Below are 20,421 nucleotides of genomic sequence, written 5' to 3'. Positions count from 1 at the left end.
CCGCACCCCGCGCTCTACACGTTGAACCGGAACTCGACCACGTCGCCATCGGCCATGACGTAGTCCTTGCCCTCCATGCGCACCTTGCCGGCCGCCTTGGCCGCTGCCATCGAGCCGGCGGCCATCAGGTCGTCGTAGGAGACGATCTCGGCTTTGATGAAGCCCTTCTCGAAGTCGGTGTGGATCACCCCGGCGGCCTTGGGCGCGGTGTCGCCCTGGTGGATCACCCACGCCCGGGCCTCCTTGGGCCCCGCGGTCAGGAAGGTCTGCAGCTTGAGCGTGTGGAAACCGGCGCGGGCCAGCGCGTCGAGGCCGCGCTCGGTCTGCCCGATCGACTCCAGCAGCTCGGCGGCCGACTCGTCGTCGAGTTCGTTCAGCTCGGCCTCGATCGCCGCGTCGAGGAACACCGCGTCGGCGGGCGCAACGAGCGCGCGCAACTCGGCGACGCGCGCGGCGTCGGTGAGCACCGACTCGTCGGCGTTAAAGACGTAGAGGAACGGCTTGGTGGTCAACAGGTTGAGCTCGCGCAGCACCGAACCGTCCACACCCGCGCCGAACAGCGTCTTGCCGCCGTCGAGCACCTGCTGGGCGCTCAGCGCCGCCTCGTAGAGAGGCTTACGCTCCTTGTTGTTACGGGCTTCCTTCTCCAGCCTCGGCACGGCGCGCTCGAGCGTCTGCAGGTCCGCCAGGATCAGCTCGGTCTCGACCACCTCGATGTCGGACTTGGGATCGACCGCCCCGGCGACGTGGGTCACGTCGTCGTCGGCGAACACGCGCACCACCTGGCAGATGGCGTCGCACTCGCGGATGTGGGCCAGGAACTTGTTGCCCAGCCCGGCCCCCTCCGACGCTCCCTTGACCAGACCGGCGATGTCGACGAAGGTGACCGGCGCCGCCACGACGCGCTCGGAGGAGAACATCTCCGCCAGCTTGTCCAGCCGCGGATCGGGCAGCGCAACGACGCCCTCGTTCGGTTCGATGGTCGCGAACGGATAGTTGGCCGCCACCACGTTGTTGCGGGTCAGCGCGTTGAACAGCGTCGACTTGCCGACATTGGGCAGACCCACGATTCCCAGGCTCAGGCTCACAGGGAACCAAGTCTAGGCTCCGCGGCGGCGTCGACCCGCCGCGGATTCACCGGTGGAAGAAAAGGTGAGGAAAGAGGGCACGCCCGCGCGACGGCCCGCTATATACGCGCCTTTGGGGTCATTGCCGGTACGGTCTACGTGTGTCAGCACAGCGGGCAAGGTCGGCGGTGGAGACCGCCCATCGCTCGGTCCACCCCAACATCCCAGGTGTGCCCTGGTGGACGGCCCTGCTCATCGCCGTCACCGCGACCGCCGTCGGCTACGGAATCGACGCCGGCCACAAGGAGCTGACCCACGTCTTCGCCGGCTTCTACATCGCCGGGTGTGTGGCCGCGGTGCTGGCCGTGCGGCAAGAGGGCCTGTTCACCGCCGTCATCCAGCCGCCGCTGATCCTGTTCTGCGCGGTGCCGGGCGCCTACTGGCTGTTCCACGGGGGCAAGATCGGCCACCTCAAAGACCTGCTGATCAACTGCGGCTACCCGCTGATCGAGCGGTTCCCGCTGATGCTGGGCACCGCCGGCGGCGTCCTGCTGATCGGGCTGCTCCGGTGGTACTTCGGGATGTCGCACCGGCTGATCGCGGCCGACAAGGCCGGCAACGCCGACGACGCCGACGCCTCGGCACCGGCCGCGCACTCCGTTGTCAAGGACATCGCCGCCCGGCTGCACGCGCTGCTGCGGCCCAGGGCCGACGGCGAAGACGCCGACGAGTCCCGCTCCTCCGGCGCGCGCCGGAGCCGCGCGGGAACCACCGCATCGACCGCCCGCCGGCGGTCGGCGCGCGGCACCCGAACGACGACACGCACCACCCGCGGCCGTTCCCGGCACGCCCGACAGCCACTCGACGACGAGCGGGGAGCGACGGCCGAGCGGCCGCGGCGGCCAAGCCGCCGGGGCGCGGCTCCGGCGCGCGATTACGACGCCGCGCAGCCTCCCCGTCGCTCGCGGCGCCGCCCGCGCCCTGAGCCCGACTCGGACCCGCGCGGCCAGCTGCCGCCCAGGGAGCCCCGCCCCCGTCGCAGCCCCTACGAACGGCCGGCGCCGCGCAGCAGCCGCTTCGACGGCTACGACAGGTATGACCTGCCGGGGGCGTCCGAGCGTTACGGCCGCTACGACACCCATGAGCGCTACGACCGCCGCCACGAGCCGGCCGGCGAACCGAAGCGGCGCCGCGCCACCAACGGCGCCGAATCCACGCACCACCCGATATCGCAGGTCCGCTACCGCGCGACAGCACCGGTGGACGAGTCGAGGGCCGAGCCGCGGGGCCAGTACCGTCCGCGATCCCGCTCGAACGGCCGGTTCCCGGCCGAATCCTGGGAGCACGACGCCTAGCTGCTCCTAGCGGATCTCCCTGGGCAGGGCGAACACCAGGGTTTCCTGGGCGGTCGTCACCGGCTGGACCACGTCGAAGCCATTGTCGGCGAGCCGCTCGAGCACCCCGCGCACCAGCACCTCCGGGACCGATGCACCCGAGGTGACACCCACCGTCGTGACGCCCTCCAGCCACGCCGGGTCGATGTCGTCGGCCCAGTCGACCAGGTGAGCGGCTCCCGCGCCGCCGCCCAGGGCAACCTCGACCAGCCGCACCGAATTCGACGAGTTGCGGGACCCCACGACGATCACCAGCTCGCACTCGGGAGCCATCGCCTTGACCGCCACCTGCCGGTTCTGGGTGGCGTAGCAGATGTCGTCGCTGGGCGGATCCTGCAGCTTCGGGAAACGCTGCCGCAGCCGCTCGACGATCTCCATGGTCTCGTCCACCGACAGGGTGGTCTGGGACAGCCAGACGACCTTGTCCTCGTCGCGCACGGTCACGTTGTCGGCCGCGGCAACGCCGTCGACCAGCTGCACGTGCTCGGGCGCCTCCCCGGCGGTGCCGATGACCTCCTCGTGGCCCTCGTGGCCGATCAGCAGGATGTCGTAGTCGTCGCGGGCGAAGCGCCTGGCCTCGTTGTGCACCTTGGTCACCAGCGGGCAGGTGGCGTCGATGGTCTGCAGGTTCCGTTCGGCGGCCGCGGCATACACCGTCGGCGCGACCCCGTGCGCGGAGAACACCACGATGGCGCCCTCGGGAACCTCGTCTGTCTCCTCGACGAACACCGCGCCGGCCTGCTGCAGGGTCTCGACCACGTGCCGGTTGTGCACGATCTCGTGCCGCACGTAGACGGGCGCGCCGTGCCGTTCCAGCGCCCGTTCGACGGTCTCGATGGCCCGGTCGACACCAGCGCAGTAGCCGCGCGGCTCCGCCAGGAGCACCCGCTTGCGGGTCGGGTCGTCGGCTCCCGATCGCCCGGTCTTGGAGGCACCGGGAATCCCCATGTCGACAGTCGGTGGCATGACACTCAGGGTACGTTTCGGCGGCCGGAAGGGCACACGGCGGCGCCGCGCCGCGGCGCCGGGCTTGGCGTTGGCCGCCGGTTGAGGCAGTCTTGGACCCATGTCTCCTGCACCGTATGGGGTTCGGCTGCTGGTCGGCGCGGCGACGGTCTGCGTCGAGGAAACGATCAGGCTGCCGAAGACCATCCTGATGTACCCGATGACGCTGGCCAGCCAGGCCGCCCATGTCGTGATGCGCTTTCAGCAGAACCTGGCCGAGCTCGTGATCAAGGGCGACAGCACGCTGGAGTCGATCTTTCCGCCGAAGGACGAGAAGCCGGAGTGGGCGACGTTCGACGAGGACGTGCCCGAGACCGCCGCGACGCCCGCAGCGCCCGGCGCGGGTGAGGGCGGCACCGATCGCCTGACCGAGGGGCGATTCGCGCTGTACTCGGTGACCGAGGCCGCCGAGGGCGGGCTTGCCGACACGCCGGGCAAGGCCGGCGGGCAGTCCAAGCGGTCCGGGGGCGGCGCGGCGGCACCCGAACCGGCGGTGGCGGCCGACATCGGGTACGCCACGCTGACGCTGGCCCAGTTGCGCGCCCGGCTGCCGTCGCTGAGCGTCGAGGACCTCGAATCCCTGCTGGCCTACGAGCAGGCCACCAAGGCCCGGGCCCCGTTCCAGACGCTGCTCGCCAACAGGATCACCCGCGCGAACGCCAGGTGACACCAGCGGCGAATCCGCAGGCGAACTCGGCCGAGAACCCGTTTCCGGTTCGCGCGGTGGCGGTACGTGTCGCGGGCTGGATCGACAGGCTGGGCACGGTCTGGGTGGAGGGGCAGCTGGCCCAGGTCAACCTGCGGGCCGACTCCAAGACCGTGTTCATGGTGCTGCGCGACCCGGCCGCCGACATGTCGCTGACCGTGACCTGCCCGCGCGACCTGGTGCTGGGCGCGCCGGTGAAACTGGCCGAGGGCACCCAGGTGGTGGTGTGCGGCAAACCATCCTTCTACACCGGGCGGGGCACCTTTTCCTTGCGGCTCAGCGAGATCCGCGCGGTGGGCATCGGTGAGCTGCTGGCCCGCATCGACCGGCTGCGCCGGCTGCTGGATGCCGAAGGGCTTTTCGATCCCCGGCTCAAGCGGCCGCTGCCCTTCCTGCCCAACACGGTCGGGTTGATCACCGGCCGGGCCAGCGCCGCCGAACACGACGTGACCGCGGTGGCGCGGGCGCGCTGGCCCGGGGTCCGCTTCGCCGTGCGCAACACCGCCGTGCAGGGGCCCAACGCCGTCCCGCAGATCGTCGAGGCGCTGGGCGAGCTCGACCGCGACGCCGCCGTCGACGTGATCGTGGTGGCCCGCGGCGGGGGCAGCGTCGAGGACCTGTTGCCGTTCTCCGACGAGACGCTGTGCCGCGCCATCGCGGCATGCCGCACGCCGGTCATCAGCGCCGTCGGCCACGAGCCCGACAACCCGCTGTGCGACCTGGTTGCCGACGTGCGCGCCGCCACCCCCACCGACGCGGCCAAGAGGGTGGTTCCCGACACCGCCGCCGAGCAGCGCCTGGTCGACGAGTTGCGCCGGCGCAGCGCGCAGGCGCTGCGCAGTTGGGTGTCGCGGGAACAGCGCCTGCTGACCCAGCTGCGGAGCCGCCCGGTGCTGGCCGAGCCGTTGCGGGCGCTGACGGCCCGCGCCGACGAGGTCCACCGCGCGCGTTCGGCGGTGCGCCGCGACATCACCCGGCTGGTCGCGGCCGAGGCGGAGCGCGTGGGGCACCTGCGCGCGCGGCTGACGACGCTGGGGCCGGCGGCCACCCTGGCCCGCGGCTACGCGGTGGTGCAGACGGTGACCGCCGCGGGGCCCGCTGCGGTGCTGCGGTCGGTCGACGACGCGCCGGCGGGCACCCGGTTGCGGGTACGGGTCGCCAACGGTGCCGTGGCCGCGGTGAGCGAGGGGCAGACAGATGGCGCCTGACGACGACAGCAGAGGGGACCGGCCGATTACGCCCATTAGTGAGCTCGGCTACGAGGCCTGCCGGGACGAGTTGATCGAGGTCGTGCGCCTCCTGGAGCAGGGCGGATTGGACCTCGACGCGTCGCTACAGCTGTGGGAAAGGGGCGAACAACTGGCGAAACGCTGCGAGGAGCACTTAGCTGGCGCCCGGCAACGCATCGAGGACGCGCTCGCCGCCGGCGAGGCCGACGACGCCTGAGTGCGCGCCCGAACTGGAACGTGTTTCAGTTAAGCTTCGCCCATGGGCGATGCATCACTGACAACCGAACTCGGCCGTGTCCTGGTCACCGGCGGGTCGGGGTTCGTCGGCGCCAACCTGGTCACCACGCTGCTCGAGCGCGGGTACCGGGTCCGTTCCTTCGACCGCGCGCCCTCGCCGCTGCCCCCGCATCCCGGCCTGGACGTCGTCGAGGGGGACATCACCGACACGACCGTGTGCGCCGGGGCGATCGAGGACATCGACACGGTGTTCCACACCGCGGCCCTGATCGAGTTGATGGGGGGCGCGTCGGTGACCGACGCGTACCGACAGCGCAGCTTCGCGGTCAACGTCGGCGGCACCGAGAACCTGGTGCGGGCCGGGCAGTCGGCCGGGGTGAAGCGGTTCGTCTACACCTCGTCCAACAGCGTGGTGATGGGCGGCCAGAACATCGCCGGCGGCGACGAGACGCTGCCCTACACCGCACGATTCAACGACCTCTACACCGAGACCAAGGTGGTCGCCGAGCGATTCGTGCTGTCCCAGAACGGAATCGACGGCATGCTGACGTGCGCGATCCGGCCCAGCGGCATCTGGGGTCGCGGGGACCAGACGATGTTCCGCAAGCTGTTCGAGAGCGTGATCGCCGGCCACGTCAAGGTGCTGATCGGCCGCAAGTCGGCGCGGTTGGACAACTCCTACGTGCACAACCTGATTCACGGTTTCATCCTGGCCGCCGAGCATCTGGTGCCCGGCGGCACCGCACCCGGCCAGGCCTACTTCATCAACGACGACGACCCGATCAACATGTTCGAGTTCGCCCGGCCGGTGGTGGAGGCGTGCGGGCAGCCCTGGCCCCGGGTGCGGGTGAACGGGCCGATGGTGCGGGCGGCGATGACCGTTTGGCAGCGACTGCATTTCAGGTTCGGCATGCCCGCGCCGCTGCTGGAGCCCCTCGCGGTCGAGCGGTTGTACCTGGACAACTTCTTCTCGATCGCCAAGGCGACTCGGGACCTCGGATATCGGCCCAAGTTCACCACCGAGCAGGCGCTGACCGAATGCCTGCCCTACTACGTCGAGCTGTTCGAACAGATGAAGAGCCGGGTGCCGGCGACCACTCGCTAGACGCCGCCGCAGTCCGTCACCGGGGTTTAAGGTTGCGCTCAACGGCGAGGCGGAGGCGGTCCGGTGAACACCGAATTCACGCTCACTCAAAAGCGTGCCCTCGCGGTCATCACGGTGGTCGCGCTGCTGTTCGGTGCGTATTTTCTGCGCGACTACTTCGTGCTCATCGTGGTGGCCGCGGTGGGGGCATACCTGTTCACGCCACTGTTCCTGTGGTTCAACAGGCGCCTGGGCACCGGGTTGTCGGCCGCGTGCACCCTGCTGTCGGCGCTGGCCAGCGTGATCGCGCCGATCGGCCTGCTGGTCGTCCTGGCGATCGCTCAGATCTCGCGCATGGTTGAGGGCATCGCCGGCTGGGTCCGGACGACCGACCTCAGCGGCTTGGGCCAGAGGACGCTGCAGCTGGTCAACGGCGTGGCGGCCCGAGTTCCGTTCGCGCACGTGACGATCACCGCGGAGACGCTGCGCAAGGCGACGCTCACCGTGGCGCGCAACGCCGGTGAATGGCTGCTGCATTTTCTGCAGGGCGCCGTCGGCGGCCTCGCGGGCGCGATCGCCTCGGCCATCGTCTTCCTGTACGTGTTCGTCGCGCTGCTGGTCCACCGCGAGAAGATGCGGACGCTGATCTCCCGGCTCAACCCGCTCGGCGAGGAAGTCACCGATCTGTACCTGCAGAATGCGGGCGCGATGGTGCGCGGCACCGTCAGCGGCCAGTTCGTCATCGCACTGTGCCAGGGCGTCGCCGGGGCGGCATCGATCTACGTCGGCGGATTCCACCACGGCTTCTTCGTTTTCGCGATCGTGCTGACCGCGTTGTCGATCATCCCGCTGGGCGGGGGCATCGTGACGATCCCGTTCGGCGTCGCGATGATGTTCTTCGGCCACGTCATCGGTGGCGCGTTCGTGGTGCTCTGGCATCTGGTGGTGGTGACGAACATCGACAACTTCCTGCGTCCGGTACTGGTGCCCCGCGACGCGCGCCTGAACCCCGCACTCATGTTGCTCGCGGTGTTCTCCGGGATCGCCATGTTCGGTCCCTGGGGGATCGTCATCGGCCCGGTCCTGATGATCCTGATCACCACCACCCTCGACGTCTACCTCGCGGTGTACGAGGAGGCCGGGCAGGGGGCGCCGCCGGCCACGGAACCTAAGTCAGTCGCCGAGTGAGGAACTCGACCACCCTTTTGCGGGCCTCGTAGGCGGGCTGGCCGTCGACCTCGCGCACCTCGTCGGTGAGCACGGAATGCGCCATCTTGCCGAAACCGTGCGCGTTGCCCCGGCCGGAGTCGATCTCGATCACCTCGAACGCGTCGCCGAGGCGCTCCTTGAGCGCGGTGAACCGATCACGCGGGGACATCTTGTCCTCGCTGAACCGCAATCCCATCGCGCACAGGCCGTCGTTGGCGCAGCGGTCGGCCACGGTGGCCAGTTCGGCCGCGCTGAGCCCGGGGTCGCGTCGCTGCGCTGCGGTCATCGGGAACGGGACGGACGGCTGGCTGAGCACCGGCGCCAGCACGCTGTCGTCGACCGCGGCGGCCAGCGCGAAGCCACCGGTGAAGCACTGGCCGATCACGCCGACGCCCTTGCCCGGCGTCGAGGCGTTGAGGTCGCGGGCCAGCGCCCGCAGAAACAACGAGACCGGCCGCTGCTTGTCGGTCGCGAACGCCGCGAATTCCCGCGCCACACATGCGCGGGCGATGGCGCCGGCGATGTAGCCGGCGGTCTTCCGCTTGCCCGGCTCGCCGAACAGCGAGGGGATGGCCACGGTGAAGCCCCGATCCACCAGGTGATTGCCGAGCCCCAGCACGCCGGGGTGAATTCCCGGCATCTCCGGGATCAGCACCACCCCGGGACCGGTGCCCTTGCGGTACACGTCATGGGTGTAGTCGCCACCGGTGAACGGGGCCACCGACCATCCGGACAGGTCTGCTTCGGGTGCGGTCACGTGATCCCCTCGCCCCTTCTAGTTCCCGTGTTTTTGCGGGCCCGGCAGCGGCGGCTGGGACTGCGTCGCCGACGCCAGCGTACGGAACTGGTCGGTGCCGCCGGCGCCGGTGATCGCGATCTGGGTGGCACCGGCCGGGCCGGCCAGCCTGGTCGTCCAGATCGGCTCGGCGTCCGCGCCGCTCTGACCGCTGCCGCGGTAGACGACCCAGTTGGTGCCGGAGACTTCGACCGAACCGGTCGGGTAAGCCTCGGCATGGATGGAGGCGACCAGCCGGGTCTCGTCGGCGTCGCTCTGGGTCAGCCTCATGTACATCCCGGTGGGGCTGATGTAACCCACGGTGGAGGTGAGTGCGTTGCTCTGCCGACCGGTCGCGGGGTCGGTCCGACCGTTCGGGATGTCACCGCGACCGCCGGAGTTGGGCTGCCAGCCCGCCGGCAGCTGCGGTTGGCGAATGGGAAAGCCCAGCGTCTGGGCGTCCGAGCGCAGGGCCGCCGTCGCGTCGTAGGACGGGATCGTCCCCCTGTTGGTCCCGGTGAGCTGGAACGAACACATCCCGACCACGCCCGCCAGCAGGATGCACCCCAGCACCAACGGCATCAGCGACCAGAACATGTCGCGACCGTCCTGCAGCAGCCGCGGCTTGGCCGGCCGGGCAGCGGGCCCGGGCTCGCCGGCCAACTCGGCGCCCGCCTGCGGTTTCTCGGTCACCCCTGCAGTATTCCAGCCGGCCGGCGCCAGCCACAGCCCAGCTCCAGCGGACGGGCGTGCTTCTGTAACAATCAGCAGCTATGACAGTTGAGGGCGACCGACCGTCGGAACCCGGGCGCCGCGGCCCGACGCACCCGCGCTCGCGCGGGGAAGCCCCCGACCGCAACCTGGCGCTCGAGCTCGTGCGGGTCACCGAGGCCGGCGCCATGGCCGCCGGGCGCTGGGTGGGCCGCGGCGACAAGGAGGGCGGCGACGGGGCGGCCGTCGACGCGATGCGCGAACTGGTCAACTCGGTGTCGATGCGCGGCGTGGTCGTCATCGGCGAGGGCGAGAAGGACGACGCGCCGATGCTCTACAACGGCGAGGAGGTCGGCAACGGCGACGGCCCGGAGTGCGACTTCGCCGTCGACCCGATCGACGGCACGACGCTGATGAGCAAGGGCATGCCCAACGCGATCTCGGTGCTGGCCGTGGCCGAGCGCGGGGCGATGTTCGACCCGTCGGCGGTCTACTACATGAACAAGATCGCCGTCGGGCCCGAGGCGGTGCACGTGCTCGACATCACCGCGCCGATCGCCGAGAACATCCGGGCGGTGGCCAAGGTCAAACACCTGTCGGTGCGCGACATGACGGTGTGCATCCTGGACCGGCCCCGGCACGCGCAGCTGATCGAGGACGTCCGGGCCACCGGCGCGCGCATCCGGCTGATCACCGACGGCGACGTCGCCGGCGCCATCTCGGCGTGCCGGTACCAGTCGGGCACCGACATGCTGGCCGGCATCGGCGGGACCCCGGAGGGCATCATCGCCGCCGCGGCGATCCGCTGCATGGGCGGCGCCATCCAAGCGCAGCTGGCGCCGGTGGATGACGCGGAACGCCGCAAGGCGCTCGACGCCGGCTACGACCTCGACCAGGTGCTGACCACCGAGGACCTGGTGTCCGGGGAGAACGTCTTCTTCTGCGCCACCGGCGTCACCGACGGCGACCTGCTCAAGGGGGTGCGGTACTACCCCGGCGGCTGCACCACCCAGTCGATCGTGATGCGGTCGAAGTCGGGCACCGTACGCATGATCGAGGCCTACCACCGGCTTTCGAAGCTCAACGAGTACTCCGCCATCGACTTCACCGGCGACAGTTCCGCCGCCTATCCCCTGCCGTAATCCGACACCACCAGCGAGGACGTTCACCAATGGCCGCTGACGGCTCCGAAAGCACCGAGTACCGCATCGAGCACGACACCATGGGCGAGGTCCGGGTGCCCGCAAAAGCGTTGTGGCGCGCCCAAACTCAACGCGCGGTGGAGAACTTCCCGATCTCGGGCCGCGGCCTGGAGCGCGCCCAGATCCGGGCGCTGGGCCTGCTCAAGGGCGCCTGCGCCCAGGTGAACAAGGACCTCGGGCTGCTGGCCCCGGAGAAGGCCGACGCGATCATGGCCGCGGCGGCCGAGATCGCCGACGGCCAGCACGACGACCAGTTCCCGATCGACGTCTTCCAGACGGGTTCGGGCACCAGCTCCAACATGAACACCAACGAGGTGATCGCCTCCATCGCCGCACGCAACGGCGTCACGGTGCACCCCAACGACGACGTCAACATGTCGCAGTCCTCCAACGACACCTTCCCCACCGCCACCCACATCGCGGCCACCGAGGCCGCGGTGAATCACCTGATCCCCGCGCTGGAGGTGCTGCAGGACGCGTTGGCCGCCAAGGCCGACGAGTGGCAGACGGTGGTCAAGTCGGGCCGCACCCACCTGATGGACGCGGTCCCGGTGACCCTGGGCCAGGAGTTCAGCGGGTACGCCCGCCAGGTCGAGGCCGGCATCGAGCGGGTGTGCGCCACCCTGCCCCGGCTCGGGGAGCTGGCCATCGGCGGCACCGCCGTCGGCACCGGCCTCAACGCCCCCGACGGCTTCGGCACCAAGGTCGTGGCGGTGCTGGTGGAGCGGACGGGCATCTCCCAGTTGCGCACCGCGACAAACTCTTTCGAGGCCCAGGCCGCCCGCGACGGATTGGTCGAGGCCTCCGGTGCGCTGCGCACCATCGCGGTGTCGCTGACCAAGATCGCCAACGACGTGCGCTGGATGGGGTCGGGTCCGCTGACCGGGCTGGCCGAAATCCAGCTGCCGGACCTGCAGCCCGGCAGTTCGATCATGCCGGGAAAGGTCAATCCGGTTCTGCCGGAAGCGGTTACCCAGGTCGCAGCGCAGGTGATCGGCAACGACGCCGCGATCGCCTGGGGCGGAGCGAATGGCGCCTTCGAGCTCAACGTCTACATCCCGATGATGGCCCGCAACATCCTGGAGTCCTTCAAGCTGCTGACCAACGTGTCGACGCTGTTCGCCGAACGCTGCATCGTCGGGCTGAAGGCCAACGTCGAGCACCTGCGCGAGCTGGCCGAATCCTCCCCGTCGATCGTGACGCCGCTGAACTCGGCCATCGGCTACGAGGAGGCCGCGGCGGTGGCCAAACAGGCGCTCAAGGAACGCAAGACCATTCGGCAGACCGTCATCGACCGCGGGCTGATCGGCGACAAGCTCTCGATCGAGGAGCTGGACCGCCGCCTCGACGTGTTGGCAATGACCCGGGTCGAGGCCGCCCCGGACGGGCCCTAACCCCAATGCCGCGCAGTTAAGGGTGTGACTGGTGTGGCAATTGTGACACGCCGGGTGTAGGTGCCGGTAGGACAGCGGAACTCCCGGTATCGATGGATTGTCCGTCCAAAGACACCATCTCACCTGGGAGTTCCGCTGTCTGTTCAGTCTGTCATCTGTCCTGCTGCGCCGGGCCAGCAGGGGCCGTTCGCGCCGGGTCACCTGGGCGAGTTGACCCGGATCGTGTCGTTTGACCTCGTCGATGCCGCCTTGGAGAACACCGGCGGCATGCAGCGCCGTGTTCGGGTGTTGCCGTCGCGGGTGGTGGTGTATCTGCTGCTGGCTGCGGCCTTGTTCGCCGAGATCGGATACCAGCAGGTCTGGGCGCGGTTGGTGGCCGGTCTGGACCCGGCCACCGTGGCCACACCGGGGTCCTCGGCACTGTCCCAAGCATTGCGACGTGTCGGAGTTGCCCCGCTGCGCGAATTGTTCACGCTGCTGCGCGGCCCGGCCGTCGGCGCCGCACGCTGGCACGGCCTGCTGGTCTGCGCGATCGACGGCACGTCGATGTTCGTGCCCAACTGTCATTTGCCACGAGGATGGGACCACCGGTTGGCCAGTAACTATGGACCACCTGTTTGGCTCATTGGGGATGATCGGTGGTCGTCGGGCTGGTGTCAACTGAGGGCTTCTGACGGCGTCGGTAGGACTGGCCTTCGATGATGAGTTCATGCGCTGTCGAGGTGATTCTGTCGACAGCCGATTGGGCCAGCAGGGGGTCGGTCATGACGGCCAGCCATTCAACTGGAGCTGGCACATGTTCGTTATGACCGATTTCCCCTGCTAGCTGGACTTTCGACTGCTCTGCGTGTCGCATCGATCTTCAAGGCATTATCGCGATATGTTAGGTGCTGCCTTAACGAGTTAGGTGGGAAGAAGGTGTGCGGGTGGTGGAGGGTCTCCGGCTGATTCCCGGTGGCGCCGTCCCGGTCGAGCCCGTTGTTAGGGATCCTGTTGTCTTTCAACGGGAATGCGTCGATGCGTTCGTGGCGTTGGCGGGCGCGCGGGTTTAGCCCGGTGACGATCGACAATGACATCGGGTTGTTGGAGCGGACGTTGGCCGCACTGGGGCGTCCGGCGTGGGAGGTCACCAGCGAGGACATCGATCGCGTGGTTGGCGAGCTGGCGGTGGCGGGCCGTTCGGCGTCGACGCGGCGCGAGTACGTGCAGATCTTCAAGGGGTTTCACCGGTTCCTGCAGGCCCGTAAGGCTGCCGAGATCGAGGCCGGGTTCGGTGTGCGCTTGGTGTGCCCGGTTGATGAGTTCAACGCTTCACGGCACGTAGGTGACGAGTCGCCGGCAGTCGGGGCGCCGCCGACCCCCGACCGGGTGAGCGAGTTCTTCGAGTTCTTGAAGTCGAGGATCGCCACCGCCCGCAAGTACGGTCCGGCCGCGCGGGACTACGCGTTGTTTCGGACCCTGTATCACGCTGGGCTGCGATCGGAAGAGTCTGCACTGCTGGAGATAGTGGACGTGCATTTCGGGCGTGGACCGTTCGGCAAGTTGCACGTGCGATTCGGCAAGGCCGCCCACATGTCCGGTCCTAGGCCGCGGTGGGTGCCGATGCTGGACGGGTTGGACGCGTTGTTGCGGTGGTTTTTGGCCGATGTGCGGCCGAAGTTTCCGGAGTCGCCGGTGTTGTTTGCCGACGAGTCCGGTGGTCCGCTGAATCGTGGCACGATCCGCAACCGGCTGCGGTATCTGATGGAGCTGGAGGGCCGACCGGTCGCGGAGCGGTTCAGCCCACACGCGCTGCGTCGCGCTTGCGCGACACACAACTACGAGCGTGGCGTTGATCTGGTGGCGATCCAACAGCTTTTGGGTCATTGGACGGTGAGTTCGACCATGCGCTATGTGAACTATCAGAAATTGCATCAGACGGGCGCGTCTCCGCTGGTCGCCTGCTGAAGCAGATCTGGCTATGGTGTCATGTCGCCTACAGGACAGGGCGTCCCACCTGCATTGCTTGCATATCGCGCCCGTTGGATGCATGATCCTTTCGCCGGACGGTTGCGGGGATTCAGGTTGGAGGCGGCGTGGTGCGGGCAGATCTGGCTGGGTCGGCGCATCTGGAGCTGGTCTCCGGAGTTGTGCAGTTGCGTCCGGAAGACGCTGTGCTGGAGGCGATGTTGCGCGGATGGCGTGCCCAGCAGGTTGCGCGTGGTTTGCGGGAGGAGACCATCGCGCCGCGGGAGCGGTTGGTGCGCCGGTTTGCGACGTTCACTAACGAGTACCCGTGGCATTGGCTGCCGGGTCATGTCGACGAGTGGACGCAGTCGTTGATGGCGGAGTCGCATCTGGCACCTTCGACGATTCGCGGCTATCAGACCGAGCTGCGATTGTTCAGCGAGTATTTGTGCGACGGCCGTTATAGCTGGGTTGCGGTGTGCGAGCAGGAGTTTGGTTCGGGTGTGCATCCGGTGCCGATCTGCCATGAGTGGAACACGATAGAGCACCTCAATGGCTACGAGGGCAACCCGAAGGCCCGGCCATTCACCCGCGAGGAGTTGCAGCGGTTTCTCGACTACGCCGACGACCAGGTTGAGCGTGCGGTGTGCGCGAAACGCAAGGGCGCGTTGGCCGCCTACCGGGATGCGACGTTATTCAAAGTGGTGTATGGGTGGGGCCTGAGGCGGACCGAGACGGCGAAGCTGGATGTAGTTGACTGGGGCCGTAACCCGGCGGTGCCGGAGTTCGGCCGGTTCGGGATGCTGCATGTGCGCTATGGCAAGTCGGTGCGCGGGCAACCGCCGCGGCGACGCAACGTGCCGTCGGTCATGGGGTGGGCGGTGGAAGCGGTCGCCGACTACGTCGACAACATCAGGCCCCGTTTCGGGTGCGAGGACCATCCGGCACTGTGGGTGACCGAACGTGGCGGTCGCATCGCCCCGGCAGAGATCAACGCCCGCTTCGTCACATACCGTGACGCGCTCGGGCTACCGAAAACCCTTAGTCCACATAGCCTTAGGCATTCGTGGGTGACGCACCTTACTGAGGAGGGCGTTGACCGACGATTCATCCAGGAGGCCGTTGGGCATCGCTGCGATACGTCCACCGCGATCTACACCCACGTGTCCGGTGACTTCATGAACACCGCGCTGCGCAAAGCCCTGGCGCCGGCGTTCGACACGGCGCCCGACCCCACGAGCGGCAAGGAGTCCTGATGGCCCGCAAACTCGACTACCGATGGCACCTGCGTCAGGTGATGGCTGCACGCGAGATGTTCAGCACCACCGACCTGATAGAGCCGTTGGCGCAACGCGGCATCCATCTGTCGTCCAGCCAGGTCTATCGGCTCGTCGTCGAGCGACCCGAGCGGCTGAGCCTGAATATTCTGATGGCGCTGCTGGACGTCCTGGACTGCCGGATGGACGAGCTGATCGAACCGGTCGCCGCAGCCGCGCCGACGCGCAAGAAACGTGCCGCTGGCGGCGCCGACGCCGGTCTGGGCGGACTGCGGCCAAAACGCGCTCGCATCAGCGGCATTGAAAGCTAAGCAATGCCAAAGACATTCGCATCTGAGGTGCTCGCCGACCCGATCGGGGTCATCGTCGATCTGGTGCTTGGCGAAAAGCCCGGGCTGGATCGACGCACGGTCATCGGACTGGTCGAGGCGATGGCCGGTGGACGAGCGAAACGGCGCCGCCTCGCCCAGGCATTGCTGGACCGGCCCGCAGTGTTGACCGACGGGCGCTCGCCAGCGCCACGTGGGATTGGTGAGCTGCTGATCGCGCTGAATGCGGCTGGCGCCATGCATATTTCGTCTCCGGTTTGCGCAGGTTGCGGCAAGCATCTACACACCCTGCAGCGACGCGGGGATGACTGGTATTGCGCGAAGTGCGGTCCTCGACGAGAACCCTGCACAATATGCGGCTCGAGCAGGCCGGTTTACCTTCGCGACCGCGACGGCCGACCCAGGTGTTCACGATGCCTGCCCGATGACGGGCGGGATCCGACGCCGCTCATCGTCGACGTCGTGAGGCGAGCAGACCCGAGCTTGTCGGGTGAGGAGATCAACGCGGCAATCGAGGCGGTGGTGCCGCGTGCCGGACGCCGATACCGATTGGCGTGGGCATTGCAGCAGCGACCCGCCCTGCTGACCGGCGCCGGTGCCGAGGCGTCTGATCCTGCGGTGCTGCGGTTGATCGACCAGCTCGGGGACGCCGGAGCGAAAGGCATTGTCCACCCGGCCTGCCCCGGTTGTGGTCGAATCATCCACCTGCACCGGCCTATCGGCGGAAAGTGGTTATGCCGCAGCTGCACCGCCAAGTCCCGTGCCCAACCATGCGCTCGCTGCGGCGCGCTTCGCGAAGCCGCCACCCGTGACGAACAGGGCCAACCCGTGTGTCCGAGCTGCCTGGTCACCGATCCGATCAACCAGGAAGTCTGCGTGGACTGCGGCCGCCGCCGACCGGTTAGTATCCGCTGCGAGGACGGACCACGCTGCGCCAGTTGCCGCCCGCCGACGATCGCCGAATGCGCGATCTGCGGACGGACCGCGCCGAGCACGATTTCAATTGCCACCGGCCGCCCGTGGTGCGAAGCCTGCCACAAGCGGTGGGCCCAATGTATTTCGTGCGGCGAGTTCCGCCCTATCCGCGGCGGCACGCTGGCCGAACCGCTTTGCGCCGAATGCGTTCGTGACGAGTCCGGTTTCTGGCGCACCTGTCCCGGATGTGGTCAACGCGGCCGCCGGTATACGAGCCGGTGCGCCCGCTGCAACGTGCAGCAGCGGCTGCGCGAGCTGCTCGGCGACGCCCGCGGTGACATCCGCCCCGACCTGTGCGACCTCTACGAGGCCCTGGTCGCGGTCGAACGTCCCAACACGGCCGCGGTATGGCTCGATAACGGCGGCGGTCCCGCCATCTTGCGCGAGCTAGAGGCCGGTCAGCGCGTGCTGTCGCACGAGACGCTCGACGAACTGCCCGCGGGCAAGCCGGTCGAGCACCTGCGCAGCGTCCTGGTCGCGATCGGCACCCTGCCACACCGCGACGAACAGATGCTGCGGTTGCAGCGCTGGACCGCCGCCCTCATCACCGAACGCGTCGATCCCGAGGAGCGCGGCCTGCTGCACCGCTACGCCGTCTGGCACGTCATCCGCCGCCTGCGTGCCCGCGTCGGCGACACCGACACCACCTACGGGCAAGCCCGCGCCGCCAAGCGCTCCATCAGATCTGCAGCTGCCCTACTGGATTGGCTTGCCGCGCATAACCTTAAGCTTGCCACTGCCCGACAGGGAGATCTCGACCGGTGGCTAACCAGCGCCGCCGCCGGCCAGCGTCGCGACAGCGGCAACTTCGTGCGCTGGGCACGCCGAAACAGGCTCACCCGAGTCGAGCACGCCGCCCAACGATGGGACGGCCCCAGCGGCGTCATCGACACCGAGACCCGCTGGGAACAAGCACGCTGGCTGCTACACGACGACACGATCGACACCGCCGGCCGAAGCGAACTGACCATTGATGACATCGAACTCACCGACGAAAGCGTCCGGTTGCGGCTCGGACACGAGCCGATCCTGATCCCAGCACCGCTAGACCGACTGATCCGCGCCCTGGTCTCCACCCGATCACCTCACGCCGCCGTCGGCCGCCCTCGCAGCTCGCGATGGCTATTCCCCGGCGGGCAGCACCTACGCATTCTCCGACCATCCCTATGACCGATCAGCCGACATCTTCCCGAGCGCTGAGCAGGTGCGCGCGTATCTGGCCTCGTATGTGGCCCGGTTCGAGTTGGCCCCGCTTCTTCGGTTATCGACTGAGGTGGTGCGGGTGTCTCGCCACGGTAACGAATTCACGGTAGAAAGCTGTGGCCCAACGGGTTTGAGCACCGTGGTGTGTGACTTTGCGGTGGTATGCGCGGGAACCTTCTCTGAACCGGACATGCCTGCGATCGACGGTGCCGACCGGTTCACCGGGACGGTGGTCCATTCAAGCCAAGCGACCAATCCTGCCCTGTTCGCGGGGCGACGGGTGGTGATCGTGGGCGCGGGCAAATCCGCGCTGGATTGCGCGGCGTGGGCCGGGTCGCACGCGCAGGAATGCACGCTGGTGTTCCGAAAGGCCCACTGGATGATGCCCCGCTACTTCCCGGGAGGTATTCCCGCCGACCGGCTGACTCTGGGACGTTCGACCGAGGCGTTCTTCCGCTACCACCACCCCAGCCTGATGGAGAGGTTGTTGCACGGGCCGGGCAAGCAGCTGACCAACTTGGTCTGGCGGGTGGTGAGTCTGCTGTTTCGATTCCTGCTCAGGATGCCTGCGGCCATGGTGCCTGACGAGCCGATGCCTACTGGAATCGAAAACCTGGGGTTCGGCAAGGAGTTCTACGATATGGCCCGCCGCGGTCGGCTGGTCCTGCGGCGTGACTCGGTCGCGGCCTTTCTCGGCGGACCGCAGGTCCTGCTGGCCAGCGGCGATCAGATCGCTGCCGACATCGTCGTTTTCGCCACCGGCTGGCGCCAGCCGTTGTCGTTTCTAGCGCCCGAACTGCGGACACCCGTTGTCTCCGACGGGCGATTCCAGCTCTACCGGCATATCCTTCCGCCCACCGAGCAGCGCCTCGGGTTCGTGGGCTACGCCTCATCGACCGCGTGTCAGCTCAGCTCAGAAATCTCAGCCCACTGGCTTTCACGATGCTTCCGCGGCGAACTCGCACTTCCCAGTCTCGATGAAATGCAGACTGAGATACGACGCGTGCAGGCCTGGCTGGAGGAGGTCATGCCAGCTCGACCGCAGGGCTATCAAATCGGACCGCACCTGGTGCACCACATCGACGACCTGTTGGCCGACATGGGATTACCGACACGGCGAACCAGCAACTTCGTCAGCGAATATTTCGGGTCGTTCTCGCCGACACGCTACCGAAACCTCGCCCAAGAACGGCGCCCGGCCCGCGGTCGCAAGATCGACCGTCGCCGCTACTACTTGAGCGCCCAGCATGCTCTTGCGGCATTTGCCGCTCTCACCCTGGTTGGTGTCCTTCGCCGACACAACGCGACCCGGCGCCGGACCAACGAACACCCCGATCGGAACCAGACATGACACCGACAGACTCGGACCCGACCAACCTGGCATTCCGACAGTTGCGATATCCGACGTCGCCAGAGCGTCCGTCGGCGACATTCATCGAGGACGCTTATCGGCGTGCGGTCACCTCGACCTTGGCCGAGCTCAGCGGAGAGGACGGGACGGCATGAAGATCCGGTGGCGGTTGCGGATGGCGGCTGCGCAGCGTGAGGTGTGGACCGGAACCGAGCTGCGGCGACTGCTGGCAGAGAAGGCCGGGGTGGAGATGTCGGCGGCGTCGGTGTCGGCGCTGTTCACCAAGGAACCCAGCCAGATCAAGCTCTCGACGCTGATCGCGTTATGCACCGCATTGCAGTGCACCCCCGACGACCTGTTCGAGACCGATACCACCCCGCTCGAACGGCCCGCCACTCCGGCGCGGTCGGTTCCGTCGGAACCGAAGACAGCCAACGTGCGGGGCCGGTCGATGCCGCCGATGTAGATTCGGCGAAGCTTCGGAACGGGTTGCGGCCGATGGGGAAAAAGCAACGAGACTGCGTCGACTACGGAGCCCCGGTCGGATACCTCGGCCGCGAGCATTGCTGCCTGTGCACCCGCCGGTTACGGACGCAGGCGGCCAAGGCGCAATGCCCACGCTGTGGGCGCGACCGGGTGCTGGTGTCGGCGGTGGGTCGGTGCGTGCTGTGTTCGCGCTGTTGCCGGGAATGCGGCAGATCGATGCGGTTCCGCAACGAGGTGGTGTGCCGGCCGTGTCAGAAGCGGGCCAAGCTCGCGGCCGCGAGATCGACCTGCCCGCGCTGCGGAAAACCAGGCTATCTGCGCGAGTCGACTGGGTGGTGTGGCTCGTGCTCACGACCCGGTCCGCCGAAGGATCCGCCCCGGGTCTGCGTGTCCTGCGGCGAGTTGCGCCGCCACGTCGGGCGCGGCATGTGTGGGCGATGCTGGCAGCGTCGCCCGGACCGGCCGTTCGTGCGTGGCGAGACGCTGGCCGCCCGGCTCGCCGAGCCGCCGGGCTGGCTCGATGATTTCGTCGCGGACCTGGCGACGCATTACTGCCCGGCGCAGGCATGCAAGCTGCTCACCACGTTGGCACGGTTGCTCGCAGACGATTTCCCAAATCACCCGCAAAGCGTGCTCGAGCGGGCCCGCACGCCGGGTCGGTCGATGGGATCGCTGGCTCGGGCGTTGGAGGCGTTCTTCACCGAACGTGGTTTGGCGATGGCCACCGACCAGGCCGACCGGCTCGCCGCCGGGCGACGGCAGAGGCGGATCGACAGCGCACCGGCCGGGATGCGTGGCGCTGTCGCGTCCGAGCCTGTCACGATTTCTGTGTAAGTCAGA

Annotated in this window: 21 protein-coding genes; 16 read left to right on the top strand and 5 right to left on the bottom strand. The window is 68.2% G+C overall.

Going from position 1 to position 20,421, the window contains the following annotated elements:
• Positions 1-14: 14 nt before the first annotated feature.
• Positions 15-1,088: a redox-regulated ATPase YchF gene (gene ychF / locus AB8998_RS08015; protein WP_369737381.1), complete on the bottom strand. Its 1,074-nt coding sequence runs from the start codon at positions 1,086-1,088 to the stop codon at positions 15-17.
• A 140-nt stretch (positions 1,089-1,228) separates the two neighbouring features.
• Between ychF and AB8998_RS08010 the strand changes: the two genes are divergently transcribed.
• Positions 1,229-2,422: a DUF6542 domain-containing protein gene (locus AB8998_RS08010; protein WP_369737380.1), complete on the top strand. Its 1,194-nt coding sequence runs from the start codon at positions 1,229-1,231 to the stop codon at positions 2,420-2,422.
• 6 nt (positions 2,423-2,428) lie between these two features.
• On the opposite strand, the gene AB8998_RS08005 is transcribed toward AB8998_RS08010, so the two are convergent.
• Positions 2,429-3,427, bottom strand: coding sequence for a 4-hydroxy-3-methylbut-2-enyl diphosphate reductase (locus tag AB8998_RS08005; RefSeq protein WP_369737379.1), 999 nt, complete (start codon positions 3,425-3,427; stop codon positions 2,429-2,431).
• A 100-nt stretch (positions 3,428-3,527) separates the two neighbouring features.
• On the opposite strand from AB8998_RS08005, the gene AB8998_RS08000 reads away from it, so the two are divergent.
• From AB8998_RS08000 to AB8998_RS07980, 5 genes are all read left to right on the top strand, one after another.
• On the top strand, positions 3,528-4,133 hold the full coding sequence (locus AB8998_RS08000) for a lipid droplet-associated protein (RefSeq protein WP_369737377.1): 606 nt from the start codon (positions 3,528-3,530) through the stop codon (positions 4,131-4,133).
• Positions 4,130-5,380 (top strand): exodeoxyribonuclease VII large subunit, encoded by a 1,251-nt coding sequence (gene xseA, locus AB8998_RS07995; RefSeq protein ID WP_369737376.1) that lies wholly within the window; start codon positions 4,130-4,132, stop codon positions 5,378-5,380. The genes AB8998_RS08000 and xseA overlap by 4 nt, the downstream gene beginning before the upstream one ends.
• The gene (locus AB8998_RS07990; RefSeq protein WP_369737375.1) at positions 5,370-5,618 is read left to right on the top strand and encodes an exodeoxyribonuclease VII small subunit; all 249 of its coding nucleotides are present in this window, start codon (positions 5,370-5,372) and stop codon (positions 5,616-5,618) included. The genes xseA and AB8998_RS07990 overlap by 11 nt, the downstream gene beginning before the upstream one ends.
• 42 nt (positions 5,619-5,660) lie before the next feature.
• On the top strand, positions 5,661-6,743 hold the full coding sequence (locus tag AB8998_RS07985; protein ID WP_369737374.1) for a 3-beta-hydroxysteroid dehydrogenase: 1,083 nt from the start codon (positions 5,661-5,663) through the stop codon (positions 6,741-6,743).
• 63 nt (positions 6,744-6,806) lie between these two features.
• Complete coding sequence (locus AB8998_RS07980; protein ID WP_369737373.1) at positions 6,807-7,910, top strand: AI-2E family transporter; 1,104 nt, start codon at positions 6,807-6,809, stop codon at positions 7,908-7,910.
• Here the strand turns inward: AB8998_RS07980 and AB8998_RS07975 are convergent.
• Complete coding sequence (locus AB8998_RS07975) at positions 7,891-8,688, bottom strand: dienelactone hydrolase family protein (protein WP_369737372.1); 798 nt, start codon at positions 8,686-8,688, stop codon at positions 7,891-7,893. The genes AB8998_RS07980 and AB8998_RS07975 overlap by 20 nt on opposite strands.
• An 18-nt stretch (positions 8,689-8,706) precedes the next feature.
• Positions 8,707-9,399: a DUF4245 domain-containing protein gene (locus AB8998_RS07970; protein WP_369737371.1), complete on the bottom strand. Its 693-nt coding sequence runs from the start codon at positions 9,397-9,399 to the stop codon at positions 8,707-8,709.
• A gap of 80 nt (positions 9,400-9,479) precedes the next feature.
• On the opposite strand from AB8998_RS07970, the gene glpX reads away from it, so the two are divergent.
• The 3 genes from glpX to AB8998_RS07955 are packed head-to-tail and all read left to right on the top strand — an operon-like array spanning position 9,480 to position 12,715.
• The gene (gene glpX, locus AB8998_RS07965; protein WP_369737370.1) at positions 9,480-10,559 is read left to right on the top strand and encodes a class II fructose-bisphosphatase; all 1,080 of its coding nucleotides are present in this window, start codon (positions 9,480-9,482) and stop codon (positions 10,557-10,559) included.
• Positions 10,560-10,588: 29 nt separating this feature from the next.
• Positions 10,589-12,013: a class II fumarate hydratase gene (locus AB8998_RS07960; protein ID WP_369737369.1), complete on the top strand. Its 1,425-nt coding sequence runs from the start codon at positions 10,589-10,591 to the stop codon at positions 12,011-12,013.
• A 60-nt stretch (positions 12,014-12,073) separates the two neighbouring features.
• On the top strand, positions 12,074-12,715 hold the full coding sequence (locus tag AB8998_RS07955) for a transposase domain-containing protein (protein ID WP_369737368.1): 642 nt from the start codon (positions 12,074-12,076) through the stop codon (positions 12,713-12,715).
• On the opposite strand, the gene AB8998_RS07950 is transcribed toward AB8998_RS07955, so the two are convergent.
• Entirely contained in the window at positions 12,636-12,869 is a 234-nt protein-coding gene (locus AB8998_RS07950) for an ATP-binding protein (protein WP_369737367.1), read from the bottom strand. The genes AB8998_RS07955 and AB8998_RS07950 overlap by 80 nt on opposite strands.
• A gap of 200 nt (positions 12,870-13,069) precedes the next feature.
• Between AB8998_RS07950 and AB8998_RS07945 the strand changes: the two genes are divergently transcribed.
• The 7 genes from AB8998_RS07945 (at position 13,070) to AB8998_RS07915 (ending at position 20,415) form a co-directional block, all read left to right on the top strand.
• On the top strand, positions 13,070-13,960 hold the full coding sequence (locus AB8998_RS07945; RefSeq protein ID WP_369737366.1) for a tyrosine-type recombinase/integrase: 891 nt from the start codon (positions 13,070-13,072) through the stop codon (positions 13,958-13,960).
• A 218-nt stretch (positions 13,961-14,178) separates the two neighbouring features.
• Positions 14,179-15,216 (top strand): tyrosine-type recombinase/integrase, encoded by a 1,038-nt coding sequence (locus AB8998_RS07940; RefSeq protein WP_369741472.1) that lies wholly within the window; start codon positions 14,179-14,181, stop codon positions 15,214-15,216.
• The gene (locus tag AB8998_RS07935; RefSeq protein ID WP_369736420.1) at positions 15,216-15,548 is read left to right on the top strand and encodes a helix-turn-helix domain-containing protein; all 333 of its coding nucleotides are present in this window, start codon (positions 15,216-15,218) and stop codon (positions 15,546-15,548) included. Before AB8998_RS07940 ends, AB8998_RS07935 begins: the two co-directional genes overlap by 1 nt.
• A 3-nt stretch (positions 15,549-15,551) precedes the next feature.
• Complete coding sequence (locus AB8998_RS07930; RefSeq protein ID WP_369737365.1) at positions 15,552-17,711, top strand: hypothetical protein; 2,160 nt, start codon at positions 15,552-15,554, stop codon at positions 17,709-17,711.
• A 13-nt stretch (positions 17,712-17,724) separates the two neighbouring features.
• Positions 17,725-19,095: a flavin-containing monooxygenase gene (locus tag AB8998_RS07925; protein ID WP_369741471.1), complete on the top strand. Its 1,371-nt coding sequence runs from the start codon at positions 17,725-17,727 to the stop codon at positions 19,093-19,095.
• A gap of 151 nt (positions 19,096-19,246) precedes the next feature.
• Complete coding sequence (locus AB8998_RS07920) at positions 19,247-19,561, top strand: helix-turn-helix domain-containing protein (protein WP_144955196.1); 315 nt, start codon at positions 19,247-19,249, stop codon at positions 19,559-19,561.
• A gap of 488 nt (positions 19,562-20,049) precedes the next feature.
• Positions 20,050-20,415 carry a hypothetical protein gene (locus AB8998_RS07915; protein WP_369737364.1) on the top strand — a complete coding sequence of 122 codons (366 nt, stop codon included), beginning with the start codon at positions 20,050-20,052 and terminating at the stop codon, positions 20,413-20,415.
• The last annotated feature ends 6 nt before the right edge of the window (positions 20,416-20,421 follow it).

Source organism: Mycobacterium sp. HUMS_12744610 (assembly GCF_041206865.1).
Taxonomy (GTDB): Bacteria; Actinomycetota; Actinomycetes; order Mycobacteriales; family Mycobacteriaceae; genus Mycobacterium; species Mycobacterium servetii.
This window is presented reverse-complemented; position numbering and strand designations above follow the sequence as displayed.